This window comes from Algoriphagus aestuariicola (assembly GCF_017254835.1).
Classification (GTDB): domain Bacteria; phylum Bacteroidota; class Bacteroidia; order Cytophagales; family Cyclobacteriaceae; genus Algoriphagus; species Algoriphagus aestuariicola.
In genome coordinates, this window is the sequence record NZ_JAFKCW010000001.1 from 1,616,892 (window position 1) to 1,632,680 (window position 15,789).

Sequence of the window (15,789 nt, forward strand, 5' to 3'; positions counted from 1 at the left end):
CGGTAGAAAAACAGGATGGAAACTTCAAAATTCAGGCGTACGGGCGGTTTTTTTTCCAGTTAACATTTGATACCCTAATTGAAAACATTTGGACACCCTGAGAAAAAAAGTCTCCAACTACATTTATTCGGATCAAAGCAATAAGCCCAAAACCTCGATCCTTCAAAGACTTTCGATTGCCCGCCTAGGGCCGAACCGGCGCAGCCCGGTTCTGGATATTGAAGGAAAGTCTCCTGGTAAATGGGTTTGGTGCCGCGATTTTTTCTAACCAAAACCAACTCAGTGAAAACACGACAGAAACAATCCCGCTTCAGGAAATCTCCTTTTCCTTCTCCTGCCTATTATTCTTTTTCCAACAATTAAACCCTCAATGATGAAAAAACTATTACCGCTATGGCTAATGCTCTTGGTAGGTGTGGTCCAAGCCCAGGTGACCGTGCGTGGCACGGTCAGATCTGCGGGTGACGGACTAGGCCTGCCCGGTGTTACGGTTTTGGTCAAAGGAACCACGACCGGGATAGCCTCCAACGGAGACGGAACCTATTCCATCTCAGTACCCAGTTCCGACGCTGTGCTCGTGTACAGCTTTATTGGATTTAAATCCCAAGAGATTTTGGTCGGAAATCAGTCCGTCATCGATGTCAATCTGGAGGAAGACATGTCTTCCCTCGATGAGGTCGTGGTCGTAGGCTACGGCACCATGAAGAAACGAGACATGTCCAGTGCCCAGGTTTCCGTGAGTTCGGAAGATATCGAGCGTACGGTAAACACCACAGTGGAGCAGGCCCTACAAGGCCGTGCCGCCGGGGTGTATGTAACCCAAAACACCGGAGCTCCAGGTGGGGGAATTTCCGTAAATATCCGCGGTGTCAACTCCATCGGTGGTACCAACGAGCCGCTGTATGTAATCGATGGAGTACAGATCCAGCCCCAGACCGTGAGCTATGGCAATACCTCTGGAACCAACCCGCTGGCCGGCCTCAACCCGAGCGACATCGAATCCATGGAGGTGCTCCAGGGTCCTTCGGCTACGGCGATTTACGGTTCTCGGGGTACCAACGGGGTCATTATGATCACGACCAAGCGCGGTAAAGCCGGGTTGACCAAGATCAGCTACAACTATCTGTACAGCTTGCAGGACAAGCCCGACAACTTAGACGTCATGTCTTTGAACCAATATGCTACAATGGTCAATGAGATCAACGAAATCACGGGCGGTACGCCTCCGGCAGCATTTCTTGATCCGAGTCTACTTGGCGAAGGGACCAACTGGCAGGATGCTCTCTTTAAAACTGCCGGACTAAACAAACACACCTTGACGCTTTCAGGCGGAAATGAGGCAACGCAGTTCTACATCGCTGGCGAATACTTCAATCAGGAAGGGGTGGCCATCGGTTCTTCTTTTGACCGCTATTCCCTTCGCACCAACATCGACAACCAGACCAGAAAGTGGCTGAAAATCGGACTGAACATGCAGCTCTTCCACACGGACGAGCAGCTGGCGACCGGAAGCTCTGACGTGATCAACAATGCGATCCAAATGGCTCCCAATATCCCGGTGACCAATCCTGACGGCTCTTGGGGCGGCGCGGATCCGATCAATGGGTCAAGTTTGCAGTTTACTCCGCCCAATCCAATCGCACTGGCAAACCTGCTGGACAGAAACTACATGAGAAGGGGAGCCTTGGGTGGATTCAATGTCGAAATCGGCATCATCGAGGGGCTGAAGTTCCGCACCATGCTCAATGGTAACGTGAACTACAACAACGGCCACTTCTTCACGCCTACCTACACCTTGGGTTCCGTGACCAACGATGTAAATACCCTGAACAAGAATACTGATACCAGCTTTGGCTGGAACTGGAGCCAAATCCTGACCTACACCAAGACTTGGGGCAAACATGCCTTGGACGTGATGGCCAGCCACGAGGCTCAAGCCAACAAATACGAGTTTTTGAACGCCGGTAGGGTAAACTTCCCTTCTAACGACCTGCCTGAACTGGGCTTGGGTTCGGCTACCGGCGCGACCAACAGCGGCGGTGCGGGCCACTGGGCCATGGAGTCCTTCTTCGGCCGGGCCAATTACACCTTCGATGAGAAGTACATCATTTTGGGTGCTTTCAGAGCAGATGGTTCTGCAAACTTCGGCCCTGAAAACCGCTGGGGTTATTTTCCATCCATGTCCGCCGCTTGGAGGATTTCCGAGGAAAGCTTCTTGGAAAATGCCACTTGGATGGATGAGTTGAAACTTCGTTTTGAGACCGGTCTAACAGGTAATCAAGGGAATGCGAATGCAATCTTTGCTCCGCTGAGCTCTCCGAGCATCCCGACACCTTGGGGCGGTGGCTTCCTGGTTTCCCGTTTTGGAAACCCTTCCCTGAAGTGGGAAGAAACCTCTACGATCAACTTCGGATTCAACCTGAATATGTTTAACAATCGGGTTCAGATCGAGGCGGACTACTATGTGAAAAAGACCGACAACCTGCTACTGCCTAACCCACTGCCTTGGTATATGGGAACTTCGGCAGAAGGAAGCATCGGCACGCCGACCGTAAACATCGGTGCCTTGGAAAACAGAGGTTACGGAGTCACCATCAACACGATTAACATCGACAACCGCGCCAGTGGTTTCTCTTGGACTTCCAACTTCAACTTCTCAGGCTTCCGTACGGAGGTGACCAAGTTTTTCAGCGAAACAGCCTTTATTGACCGCACGGCTTGGTATATGAACAATTTTACACAGCGGGCGATACCTGGACAGGCTCCATGGTTGTTTTATGGCTACAAGTATGACGGGCTATTTCAGTCTGTGGAGGAAGTGGAATCCAGCGCCCGTCCTGTCGACAATACAGGGGCACCACTTCCTGTAGGTCCGGATGGAGTCTATGTTGGGGATATCAAGTACGCCGATATCAATGAAGACGGCGTGATCGACGAGCGCGACCAAACCTTCATCGGCAATCCTTGGCCGAAGTTCACCTTTGGTACTACCCAGCAGTTTTCGTACAAAAATTTCACGCTTGATGTCCTTATCACAGGGTCGATTGGCAACGATATATACAACTACAATCGATACTATAACACCAATCCAAACAACGTCAACCTAGGTCGAAACATGCTATTGGAGACCTATGATTACGCTCGTATCGAAATGGACGAGTCGGGAAATCCATTCCTGGTCAATCCCGAAACGGACATCCCCCGCATCACCGTCACAGACCTCAACGGCAACGGCAATAGACTTTCCGACAAGTTTGTAGAGGACGGTAGCTATTTGCGCATCAAAAACATTCAGCTGGCTTACGCTTTCCCTTCCGATTTGATCGGCAAGCAGAAGGTGATCCAAGGAGCGAGGCTTTCTTTTGGTGTACAGAATGCATTCACCTTTACCAAGTACAAGGGCTATGATCCCGAGGTGGGCGCCTATGTAGGCAACAACGTGTCTGCTTCAGACCAATTGATCGGCGTGGATTACGGCCGATACCCAATTACCAGAATGTACACTTTCAGCTTGGGCATTGACTTCTAATCCGAAACACAACGATGAAAACTAACATGAAAATCCGAAATAGAATCGCAGGAGCTTGCCTCTTGCTTGGCGGACTGGTAGGGTGTTCGGAAGAATTTCTGGATAGACCCCCATTGGACGCCATCGTAGATGCCAATTTCTACAAGACCGACGACCAGATCCTGGCTGCTTCCGCACCGCTGTACAATATCGTCTGGTTTGCCTATAACGACAAAGCCAGCCATGGGATCGGCGACGCCAGGGGTGGGATTTTGACCTCCGGCTCTTACCAACTGGAAAACGTCCGCTTCAACACCACCGGGGAAACTCCGGAAAACGGCGCCGCTTGGCGTGCTTTCTACAACGTCGTCGCCCAGTCTAACTCCCTGATCAACAATATCAATCAGTTTGTGGGTGAGGATGTGACCGAGCGGATAAAGAACCACGGCTTGGCCGAAGGGCGCTTCATGCGCGGTCTCGCCTATTCCTATTTGGTACAAAACTGGGGCCCGGTGCCGATCATTACCAACAACACCGCGCTGCTTCAGGATACGACTATTGCGAGGAATACCGAAGAGTCCGTTTGGCAATTTATCATCAAGGACTTCCGATATGCAGCCGAAAATCTCCCCGAGTCTGCCGTAATGCCCGGTCGCTTGACCAAATGGAGCGCCGAGGGCATGCTGGCCAAAATGTACGTGACCAAGGCAGGGGTGAGCGGTACTCGTAACCAATCGGATCTAGACTCTGCGGCTTATTTTGCCAAGAGTGTGATCGACAACAGCGGCGCGGAACTGGTAGCGGAGTATGAAGATCTTTTCAAAACCCAAAACAACGGCAACGAGGAAACCCTAGCTGCATTGCAATGGGTGTACAACGCCGGTCAGGCAGGACAGTGGGGAGCGCAAAACTCAGTACAGGCATTCCTGGCTTTTGGCTCAGAGATCACCGGATTCGGGGACGGATGGGGTGGAGATATCGGAGCTTCCAAGTGGATGTTGGACATGTATGACGATTTGGTCTTTGACAAAAGGAGAAAAGCAACCTTCATGTTCCCAGGCGACCATTATCCTTATATCACCCAGGTGCCTCCGGGAGGTTCAGCTCAGCAACTCCGCGTGCCAGCCAGAAGTCTCGACGGTGCCAGACCGTACAACAGCCGCGCTTGGGTGAAAAAGTACGTCGTGGGCAGACCCGAAGATAACGACGGGAAAGTGGTGCAGCAGGGCACCGAGATCAATACTTACATTCTACGTCTGGCTGACGTGTACTTGACCTATGCCGAGGCTGTGTTGGATAAAAATCCAGCCGAAGCCCTCAAATATGTGAATCTGGTGAGAGCACGCGCAGGGGTCAACGAACTCACTGCGGTGACTTGGGAAGATATATTTGAGGAGCGGATCAAGGAGTTTGCAATGGAGGGTCAGGCTTGGTACGAGTTTACCAAACTCGAGTACTATGATCCAGCCAAAGCCTATAGCATGCTGGAAGAGCAGGACCGGGGTACCTTCCGGATTTATGCAGACCAAATCCCCGATCCTACGATCTGGGAGATCGAGATCCCAGCGGATGATACATCGCCGAGATTCTTCCCGGTGAGCGAGGCGAATTTCAAGATTCCGATTCCATCCTCCGAGTTGGCCCGCGCCCCAAACCTGCGCAAGCCTGCTGTACCGTATGACTTTACTGCTGGCAATTGATTTCTAGGTTCAATCCAATCGACATTCACATGAAAATCATAAAACAAATCTATCAATCGAGTCCTTCTGTCTTGGTGGCGGCTGCGCTCGTAGGAACCGTTTTCTTGGGTTCCTGTCAGGAGGAAGATGAGATTTCCGTGGGGCCTCCTGCCATCGAGCGGGTGAGGACCACCGATCCCAGTACCACGGACAGCTCTTTCACTTCGGCTACGTTGGGAAGTACACTGGCAATCATGGGAAACAACTTCCTCGGAACCCAGGAAGTGTATCTCAATGACTACCCGCTGGGGGTCAATACTGCCTATGTAACCAACAACAGTGTGATCGTCACCATCGGCGACAGTGTGCCTACCGTGGCTACCGATCCGAATGTGCCAAACAAACTCCGACTAGTCACCAAAAGCGGAGAGTCTGTGATTGACTTCCAGACTTTGCCTCCGGCACCTCTTGTGCAGCAGGTGAAAAACCAGTATGTGAAGTCCGGGGACAAATTGACACTCTTTGGCCGCTACTTCTACTTTGTCGACACCGTCTATTTTCCTGGAGAAGATGTATTTGTGACTTCCGGATTCGAAACTAACTCGTCTGGCACGGAACTGTCCGTGACTGTTCCCGAAGGCATCGATTTCACCAATTCGCAGACCATTTCGGTAGTCACCCGAAGTGGCGGGTCTGCTACCAACAGAAACACCCAAATCTACAACGGGAAGGGAATGGTGGCCGACTTCGATACCGATGGCGCGCTAAAATACCCTTGGGACTGGGGCTGGGGGATCTCCGGCGACATGATCCAATCGAGTCAGCCCGGAATCGTGAGCCTCGAAGGTGATTTTGCGGGAATGAACCAAGCTTTTCCAGCTAGCTATGGCTGGAACAACGACAAGGTAATCAACTTGGCCAACTGGGGCGGAGAGCAGATTTTCCCCACTATCCCTGCGGAAGAATTTGACCCTGCGGCTCCCGCGGCCAGCTTTGATATCCGCTTCGACATTGCAGTCAATACGACGGAAAACATCAGCGGCTTGGTGGCTCAGGTTTGGTATCCGGATAGCAAAGGCAACGAACTAAGCTACGACATCCCTTTGTCAGACTTTATCAAAACCACGGATGGTAGCTGGTACACACTCTCCACAGCGATGAACCGGCTCACCAACGGCTCGACTCGACTGAACACCTACGGGGATTTTCTGAAAGGTGATGGAGGAGGAGTGAAGCAACTTCGCATACTGATCATCAATACTGCGACCAGCGACATCAAAGCTGTGATCGGAGTGGACAATATCCGCATCGTGAGAGCGGTAAATTAATTTCATAGACGGTTTGCATATCCAGTCTCCGAGGTGGAAAGTTCTATCTCGGAGATTTTTCACTCCTAAATTCGCCTATTCAAATCTCTTACTCTTATCGAGCGATAATCACTCTGGTTACTCGCCATCTTATCCTGATTGTGGTTTGTCCTTAGTTGCAAAAATGCAGGGGAATTTCTCAGGACATCCACTACATCGATTTCAGTATTTATCGGCTTTAATCCACACCACTTTGTCCAGTTCTACGAAGATTTTTCTTTTGATTTTCACCTTGATCCATCTCTCTACCGGAGCATTTTCTCAGTCTGAGAAAAGTCGAAAATATTTGGATATTAAGGAAGTACAGCTGAATGATTCCGTGTTGGTCGAGGCAATTTCCGCTTTGATCGATACGACCTTTGTGTCTGTTGGAGAAGCACCTTTCGATGCTAATATTTCTCCTTTTGAGCAAGGCAAAGGGTATGTTGAGCTGAAGGTTTGGAATAATCAACCGGGAGATATCCTTACAAAATACCAGGTTACGCCAACTCTTAATACGGTGGAGGCAGATCATTCCGATTCGGTCTATCCCCAATTTTTCGCCTACATTAAAGATCGCATAATACTGATCTATTGCATGACTTGCCTGAATGAAACCCAGATCGGAAACACATTAAGCGAAGAATCAAAAGTTGCTTTTCGGGAGCGATTGGAGCCATTTTTGGTTCCCACTGTGAAGATAAAATCCCCCGGAAAAGATGGCCTACTTTTCGACGAAGATTTCCGGGTTCAATATTATTTTATAAAGCCTGCATTCGAGATTTTGGTGCACAGGTCTGGAGAATACGTGATCAACTTTGAACCTCACTAGATGGACTGGGATCGAGCACATATTTTTTTTCGAAGATATTCGGTGATTTTTGTATGGGTGCTCATTTGCGGTGTTTCGTTTTTTTCTTGTGAAAGCAAAATGCAGGAACAAAGGATGTCGCTTTTTGAGGCTTTGAGTCCGGATTCCACAGGAATCCATTTTACCAACCAAATCCAAGAGACCGCCCAAGCCAATATCCTGACCTACCAGTATTTTTACAATGGCGGTGGCGTCGCAGTCGGGGACTTGAACAATGACGGGCTAGAAGATTTATATTTCACGGCCAATCAAGGCCAAAACAAACTTTTCCTCAACCAAGGCGAGCTCAAGTTCCGCGACATTACCCTGGCCACCGGTACGGGCGGACGCGATCAAGCCTGGTCCACCGGCGCGGTCATCGTGGACATCAACGCCGACGGACTCAAAGACATCTATGTGTGCTACTCCGGCGATCTGCCGGAAGAGATGCGCAGAAACCAACTTTTTGTAAACCAAGGGCTCGATTCCAAAGGCATTCCCTTTTTTAAGGAAATGGCCAAAGACTTTGGGCTGGACGATCCGGCATTTTCCACCTCGGCCTATTTCTCAGATCTGGATAAAGACGGGGATCTGGACATGCTTCTGCTCAACCATAATCCGGGTCTTTTCAACAACCTGAACGTAAATGCCTTCAAAACCATGATGGGCACTCCCGACCCCATGAGTTCCAGTAAGGTGTATCGCAATGATAATGGCAGGTTCCGAGACGTTTCTGCCGAAATCGGTATTGCTACCGGCATGCTCAGTTACGGCCTTGGGGCAAGCATTGCTGATTTTAACGAGGACGGCTGGCCGGATATCTACATTGGCAATGACTACTCGGCACCGGATTATTACTATTTGAACCAAGGCAATGGAACCTTTATCGATGAGGCAGGAAATGCATTCGGCCACACCAGTCTATACTCCATGGGCGTGGACGCGGCGGATTTCAATCGGGATGGACATCTCGATTTGATCTCGCTCGATATGCTTCCTGAGGACGCCAAGCGGCAGAAGCTTTTGCATAGTCCGGAAAATTACGAGCACTACGAGCTTTTTGTCGATGCGGGTCTGCATCACCAGCTCATGCGGAACATGCTCCAAGTGAACAATGGGAACGGGACTTTTTCCGAAATCGGCCAAGCGGCTGGAGTTGCCATGACGGATTGGAGCTGGGCACCGCTCTTTGCAGACTTTGACAATGACGGCTGGCAAGACCTTTTTGTTTCCAACGGCTTCCTGAAAGACTTTACCAACCTCGACTTTATCAACTATCGCGAGCAAGTTTTGGCAAACCCAAATGCCGGACAGCAGCAAATCCTCGACCTTATTGCCGCTATGCCCGCCACCAAGCTGGGCAACTATGCCTTCAAAAACAAACAAGGAGGTACGTTTGATAAGGTCTCGAAGGACTGGGGTCTCGATACACCAGGCAACAGCAATGGGGCAGCCTATGCAGACTTGGACGGAGACGGAGATTTGGAGCTAGTAGTAAACAACCTCAACGAGCCCTCCCGGATCTTCAAGAATTTTACTAGAGAGCGAGAAGGTGGCCAATTCCTCCAAATCAAGCTGGAAGGAGAAAAAGGCAATCCGAGCGGAATAGGAGCGAAAGTTTGGGTGTTTTCCCGCGGATCTGTCCAATACCAGGAGCAGTCGGTCTATCGGGGTTTCCAGGGCAATGTGTCTGAGATCCTACATTTTGGTTTGGAAAACCAAAATGTTGATTCCGTTCTCGTTCAGTGGCCAAATGGCCGGGTACAAAGGCTCGTTTCCCCTCAAGCTGATCAGCGTTTGGTTTTGAAAATCAAGGAGGCAAGTGATGAGACTTTGGGAAAAGCTTCTCTAGCCACGCAGTTTCAACTTGTCCAACAGCTGGACTTTGATCAGGCCAAGGAGGAGTTTAACGATTTCAAGCGCCAAAGTCAGCTGCTCTATTCGCTGAGCCAGCCTGGGCCTATTCTGGCCAAAGGTGACCTGAACGGAGATGGGGTGGCGGATTTGGTGTCGACGTCCTTGACCTCAAAACTTACCTTGATCGACGGATCGACTCAAAATGCCAGATCAATTGCGACAGAATTGGCGGTAGGCTACGTTTCAGGCCTACTTCCATTCGATGTGGATGGCGATGGAGATCTGGACTTGTATCTGGCAAGAGGTGGTTACGGAAATCTCAACCAAGACGATCCAGCACTTCAAGACCTGATCTTGCTCAATGACGGAAATGGTAATTTTTCGTCATCTCCTGTTGGAATTTTGTCAGAAAGGCTGACGGCTTCTTCAGTCGCTTTGGCTTGGGATTTTGATGGAGATGGTCAAGATGAAATTTTCGTTGGCGGAGATTACACGCCCGGTCGCTGGCCGGAGTCTGCGGGTTCTTATGTGTTAAAAAAATCAGTAAGCCGCTATGAAGTTCATTCAGAGCCGATTTTGGATTCTTTGAAACGGGTCAAAGATGCAGTCGTTTTTGACTTAGACGGAGATGGAGCGAAAGAATTGATCGTTGCATCAGAGTTTGATCTTTTAAGGGTAATCTCTGCGAAAGGCGGGAAGTTGATTGATAGAAGTGCTGAGTTCTTTCCGCAGGGGAAAAGCGGACTCTGGAGAAGCCTGTTGCTGGAGGATCTGGATGGCGACGGCAGCCCTGAACTACTGGCCGGAAATTGGGGATTCAATTCCAGATTGCGAACAGAACCGGAGATGCCGGTTAGGTTGTATTTTGCCGATTTTGACCAAAATGGTTCGGTCGATCCCATGATGACTTTCCCAATCGGTGGTGCAGAAATCCCCTTTCTTTCAAGGGATGAGCTGGCAGCCCAGATGTATCGAAAAAAGGCACTTTTCCCCAAACATGAGGCTTTTGCGAATGCCTCGATTGCCAAAATCCTGACACCAGAAGAGCTTTCACGCGCGGCTATGCTTCAGGTTGGGACTTTGGAAACCCAGCTTTTCAGCTTAACAGAAGGCAGTTTTAAATCCCAGTCCCTTCCTCCCCAAGCCCAATACGCCCCGGTAAATGTGGCTGTGGCGATAAAAACAGATCAGCCTGTCAAAGATCTTCTTCTGCTGGGCAATCTCGACCAAGCACGACTTAAGATTGGAAGGCTGGATGCCAATCAAGGACTCTTGTTCAGCTTGGATAAAGACAGCGACACTTGGTTTGCCGTCCCGCAGTCCCGGTCGGGTTTTCAACTTAAGGGAGAGGTAAATTCGGCGGAAGTGTTGGGAGACAGGCTTTGGCTTGGCTTGAGAGACCAGGGACTTATGGTTTTCAAAATGAACCAAGGCCTAAAATAATGGTGAAGTTTTATTTGGCTGGAAGACAGCTGTTTGAAAGATGTATTTGAAACTTGCAATTGTATTTGTTTTCGCTGTGGTGGGCACCTCCTGCACGACCAGCCAAAGCATAGATTCACTGGAGCTCACTGAGGCTATCCGGCTGAATCAGGTGGGATATTTTCCAGAGGCATCCAAATTAGCCCTTCTCCTTTCTGAACAACCAGTGGACGGGTTTTTCATTTGGGATGTTTCGGAGAAAGCCATAGTCTTTGAAGCGGACGCCAAGGAAATTGAAGTGCGGACGCTTTCTGGAAAAAAGATATGGAAGCTGGATTTTTCGGCACTTTCCGAGTCGGGCAACTACGAGATTGGAGTTCCCGGATTGGGCAAGTCATACCCATTCCAGATTGGTGAAAATGTATTTGGGAGTTTGGCGCAAGCCACACTCAAGGCCTTTTTCTTCCAAAGGGCCTCGACAGACATTACCAAGGAATTTGCGGGTGTTTGGGGCAGGAGTGCCGGTCATCCCGACACGCTCGTAGAGGTTCATCCCTCAGCCGCCAGTGCACTCCGTCCGACGGGTACCATCGTTTCGGCACCCAAAGGCTGGTATGACGCTGGGGATTATAACAAATACGTGGTCAACAGTGGGATCACGGTCGGGACGCTTTTGTCCCTATATGAGGCTTACCCTGATTTTTTTGCGAAGCAAAAGCTAAACATTCCCGAATCCGCCAATGCGCTGCCTGATATCCTGGACGAGATCACTTGGAATCTGGATTGGATGCTGGCGATGCAAGACCCTGCGGATGGGGGAGTCTACCACAAGCTGACAACTGCACGTTTTGAAGGAATTGGTTTGGAGCCAAAAATGGCCGTAAACCAACGTTTTTTGGTGCAAAAGAGCACTGCCGCTACTCTGGATTTTGCTGCGGTGATGGCTCAGGCATCCCGAATCTTCGAAGCTGTTGCCCCCGAAAATGCCATAGGCTACCAAAAGGCCGCCGAGAAGGCCTGGGCTTGGGCGGTAGACCACCCCGAAGTCTACTATCGCCAAAACGAACTGAATGAAGCCTTTGACCCAGATATCAGTACCGGTGCCTACGGTGACCAAAACCTAAGCGACGAATGGGTTTGGGCGGCCGCGGAGCTATACATCTCCTCGCACAACTTGGACTATTGGGAGACTCTGGAGAAAGCTGAGTTGGAGTATAGGCTGCCTTCTTGGTCCCAGGTCAATTGGCTGGGCTTTTACTCGCTCATCCGGCACGAAAAACAGCTCCCACAGATCCCGCAGGAATGGATGTCCATGCTAAAAATCAACTTGGTCACGGCTGCTAAGTCCTATCAAACTGCGGCCCAAACCCATGCCTGGCTTGCACCCATGGGGGCGGAAACAAAGGATTTTATCTGGGGCAGCAACGCCGTGGCCTCCAATCAGGGCATATTGCTTATCGAGGCATTTAGACTGTATGGAGAGGAAGTCTTTTTGCAGATGGCAAAGGCCAATTTGGACTATATACTGGGGAGAAATGCAACCGGGTTCAGCTACGTGACTGGCTTTGGAGGCAAGACGCCACAACAGCCACATCATCGCCTGGCAGTATCCCGGCCAGAATTGCCCCCATTGCCCGGGTTTGTTGTAGGCGGTCCCAATCCCTCCCAGCAGGATGGCTGCGACTATCCAAGCAAGGTTCCAGATGAATCGTACGTGGATTCCTCCTGTAGCTATGCCTCCAACGAGATTGCGATCAACTGGAATGCGGCATTTGCTTATTTGGTCAACGCAATCCAGGCGATTGAGGCGGACCTCGATTAGTGCATTTGCAAAAGTTTTTGACCGTTTGGGCTCAGATAAATCATTTATTTTAGGCAAATTCCCAGACAATCGACCAAATATCACCTTGAAAAAGATTTGCCTTTTTGCCCTGCTATTGCCCTTGTTGTTTGCCTGTGGCTTGTCCAAGCCGGATTCGGCCGTAGAGTTCCCCAAATTGATTTCCGAAGGCATGGTCGTCCAGCGCGACCAGCCAATCAAAATCTGGGGACGGGGAGTTCCTGACAAAAAAATCCGTGCGAGCCTAGCCGGGGCAATCGGCAGTACTCAGGTTTTGGCTGATAGCACTTGGGTGGTTCAGCTGCCACCTCTGCCAGCGGGCGGTCCCTATGAGCTAGTGGTCAATGCGCAGTCTGTGAAAGATGTCTATATCGGAGATGTATGGCTGGCGGGTGGCCAATCCAATATGGAGTGGCCACTTAAGTCTGGAGTAATACGGGCTGAGGAAGAGTTTGCGAAGGCCGATTTTCCAAAGATTCGATTTTTCAAAGTTGCCAAAGACTATAGTGTCGAGGAGAAAACCGATGTGTCGGAGGGAGAGTGGAAAGCCGCAAATGCCGATAATCTGCCCGATTTCTCGGCTGTAGCCTGGTTTTTTGCAAAACAAAATCACCTGGAAAAGGGAGTGCCAGTGGGTATCATAGAGTCCAATTGGGGAGGGACACCTGCCGAAGGCTGGACTGAAACTAAGGTACTGGCGGAGATTGCCGAACGTTCTTATACCGAAGAGTCTGCCGAGATTCTGGAAAACATGGAAAAGTGGAAGGAGGTTTTGGCCAAAAACCAAAAAAACCAAGCGGTCCGGGATAGTTTGATTGGCGCTCCAGATTCGGCACTGGCGAAAAAAGCCTCCTCGCTTGATTTTGACGACGCAGACTGGGCGGCGATCAATCTGCCTGCAGCCAATCCGCTAGAGCACATTGCTTGGGTCAGAAAGCGATTTAACCTTTCCTCGACTGACGAGGCTACTTTGACGATTCCTGACGTGCAGCAAATGGCCTTTTTATACGTAAACGGCACCCAAATTCACCACAAGGATTGGGGCGCGGCGATGCCAGAAGTCAAGATCCCCTCTGGAATTCTGAACGAGGGCCAAAATATACTCACCATCCGCGCGGTTAATGGCTGGAACAACAGGCCTCAAATCGGCACCGAGGGCCAGATGTACCTGACCCAAAATGAAAAAAAAATCAACTTGGAAGGCACCTGGAATTATTCAAACAGCAGATTGGAGCCAAGGCCCCCGGTGGTGGAATACCACAATTGGCGTCCAGGTTTTATGTTCAATGCGATGATTGCCCCTTTGACCAACTATGCGATACGGGGTGTGATTTGGTATCAGGGCGAAAGCAACACCGGACGGCACGAAGAATACAGAGAGCTTTTCGGTGCGATGATCTCCAACTGGAGAAGACGCTGGGGTGCAGAGGAGATGCCTTTTCTATTCGTTCAATTGGCCAATTTCATGGAGCGAAAGGAGCTACAACCGGAAAGTAGCTGGGCCTATCTCCGGGACGCGCAAAGCCAGACTCTCGAGTTACCGGCTACCGGGATGGCAACGATTATCGACATTGGCGAGGAAACCGATATCCATCCTAGAAACAAAAGAGACGTAGGCGAGCGGCTTTGGCTGCAGGCTAGGAAGGTTGCCTTTGGGGAAAAAATTCTTGCGTCGGGACCCGTATTTCAGACCATAAGCCTGGACGAAAATGGACTCCTCGTTACATTTTCTGAGGTAGGTGAGGGCTTGAAGCTGACGTCGGGGGATGAGGTTTTGGGTTTTATTGCGGAGAATGCTTCAGGGAAATTTGAGCCGCTCAAGGGGACTTTGACAGGCAAAGACCAAGTGCTCTTGGAGTTGCCTCAGGGTTTTGAGCCGGTGGGAATACGCTATGCTTGGGCCGACAATCCCGAAGTAAACCTGGTCAATCATCTGAATCTTCCAGCGGTGCCTTTCAAGGCAAGTCTCAAAACCGAGGAATAATAGGAAAAGGCAGGAGCTTAGAGTACTCCCTCCGCCAGTTCTTTTGCGTTTGTCATTCCCTCTACCTGTTCTTGAAATTCAGGTCTTGCGGGCACTTTCGCGACATTTTCCAAAAAATCTATAGTGCTGAAAAGTACGGTCTGCCAGTCGTTGGAAGTGATGGAGGAGGCTATGACATGGTCGCCGGTATTGGGAAATGCCTGCTTGTGCTTGAGCTTCTCTGGAGTGCTGACCTGCTCGTACATTTCCAACATTTTAGGAACAGAAACGACGAAATCCTGCTCCTTTTCATTTTTGAAATAGTATCCCAAATACAGCGGTTGCTGAATTTTGGAGAAGGTTTTCGCATTCATGTTGCCATAGACCAGTGTGGCCAAGCTTACATGGGCGTTGATATGATAGTCTTCTGACCAATAGGCTTTCTTTTCTCCCGTTCGTTCTTCGTGAAGCATATTATTCTTCATATAAAACTTTCCCATTAGGATTTTCATCCAAGGATTGAATAGCGCACTCAGTTTTTCTCCGTTGTCTCTCACTGCTGGGGAGTATACGACCACAGCCTTTATATCAGGTTGTTGGCTAGCAAGCAGCAGTGTCAAGGCCCCGCCCATTGAGGTTCCGACCACAATCACCGAATCCCCAAGGCTCTTGCCTATTTGGTAAGCTTCACCAACCGCGTCCACGAGCTTTTGGGCCGAGAGGTACTCCATCCCGTTCTCCCGCTTGATGCCGTGCTCAGGCAGTCGCGTCACAAAAAGATTGGCGCCAAAGTGTTCCGCCAAAAAACGATGTACGGGATCACCTTCCATGGGGCTGGCCCCGAAACCGTGGATGTAAACGATAGAGTAAGGAGTCTTTGCTTTGTTGCTGCTGTCCGCCCATTGGATATAGGCTTCGTTTCCCGGCTTGAGACCGATCACCGTGTCTTCGCGATTTTGCACATAGCTGCTTAATTCACTGAGTCTAGTCGGAACTTCGGGGAAATTGATCGTCAGTTCCTCTTTTTCGACTTTCGGGCCCAGCATGTAGACGATCACCAAGATGATGGCTGAAGCAAACAGTCCCAGAAATATTTTACGGAGCATAAAAATCAGTTGGTTTTTTCAGTTGGTTGAGATACAGGTCGAATCCCATTTTCAAAGCAAATAATCGTCTAAGCGCAAAGGCCAGATGTTTATAAAGTGTCAAAGTTAAGCTTGTTCCGAATTAGATCGATATATTTTCAAAAGTTCGTAAAATGGAACTTAAGTTTGTCTCCAATGGAAATGTTCACCTTGAATCTTGGTAGCGACTGAGGCTCTCC

8 protein-coding genes are annotated in these 15,789 nt (G+C 49.9%); 7 read left to right on the forward strand and 1 reads right to left on the reverse strand.

Features of this window, described 5'->3' with window-relative positions:
- Window positions 1-373: 373 nt before the first annotated feature.
- The 7 genes from J0A67_RS06770 to J0A67_RS06800 all read left to right on the forward strand — a co-directional run bounded on the left by J0A67_RS06770 (window position 374) and on the right by J0A67_RS06800 (window position 14,486).
- Window positions 374-3,529 (forward strand): SusC/RagA family TonB-linked outer membrane protein, encoded by a 3,156-nt coding sequence (locus J0A67_RS06770; protein WP_206568502.1) that lies wholly within the window; start codon window positions 374-376, stop codon window positions 3,527-3,529.
- Between the two features lie 26 nt (window positions 3,530-3,555).
- Window positions 3,556-5,208: a RagB/SusD family nutrient uptake outer membrane protein gene (locus J0A67_RS06775; RefSeq protein ID WP_241265078.1), complete on the forward strand. Its 1,653-nt coding sequence runs from the start codon at window positions 3,556-3,558 to the stop codon at window positions 5,206-5,208.
- A 29-nt stretch (window positions 5,209-5,237) separates the two neighbouring features.
- Complete coding sequence (locus J0A67_RS06780) at window positions 5,238-6,515, forward strand: glycan-binding surface protein (RefSeq protein WP_241265079.1); 1,278 nt, start codon at window positions 5,238-5,240, stop codon at window positions 6,513-6,515.
- Window positions 6,516-6,747: 232 nt separating this feature from the next.
- Complete coding sequence (locus J0A67_RS06785; RefSeq protein ID WP_206568504.1) at window positions 6,748-7,365, forward strand: hypothetical protein; 618 nt, start codon at window positions 6,748-6,750, stop codon at window positions 7,363-7,365.
- Window positions 7,366-7,464: 99 nt separating this feature from the next.
- Window positions 7,465-10,683, forward strand: a complete 3,219-nt coding sequence (locus tag J0A67_RS06790) for a VCBS repeat-containing protein (RefSeq protein ID WP_206568505.1) — start codon at window positions 7,465-7,467, stop codon at window positions 10,681-10,683.
- A 40-nt stretch (window positions 10,684-10,723) separates the two neighbouring features.
- Window positions 10,724-12,484: a glycoside hydrolase family 9 protein gene (locus tag J0A67_RS06795; protein WP_206568506.1), complete on the forward strand. Its 1,761-nt coding sequence runs from the start codon at window positions 10,724-10,726 to the stop codon at window positions 12,482-12,484.
- Window positions 12,485-12,569: 85 nt separating this feature from the next.
- Window positions 12,570-14,486 carry a sialate O-acetylesterase gene (locus J0A67_RS06800; RefSeq protein ID WP_241265080.1) on the forward strand — a complete coding sequence of 639 codons (1,917 nt, stop codon included), beginning with the start codon at window positions 12,570-12,572 and terminating at the stop codon, window positions 14,484-14,486.
- Window positions 14,487-14,503: 17 nt separating this feature from the next.
- Here the strand turns inward: J0A67_RS06800 and J0A67_RS06805 are convergent, their stop codons facing one another.
- Window positions 14,504-15,571: an alpha/beta hydrolase gene (locus J0A67_RS06805; RefSeq protein ID WP_206568508.1), complete on the reverse strand. Its 1,068-nt coding sequence runs from the start codon at window positions 15,569-15,571 to the stop codon at window positions 14,504-14,506.
- Window positions 15,572-15,789: the final 218 nt, after the last annotated feature.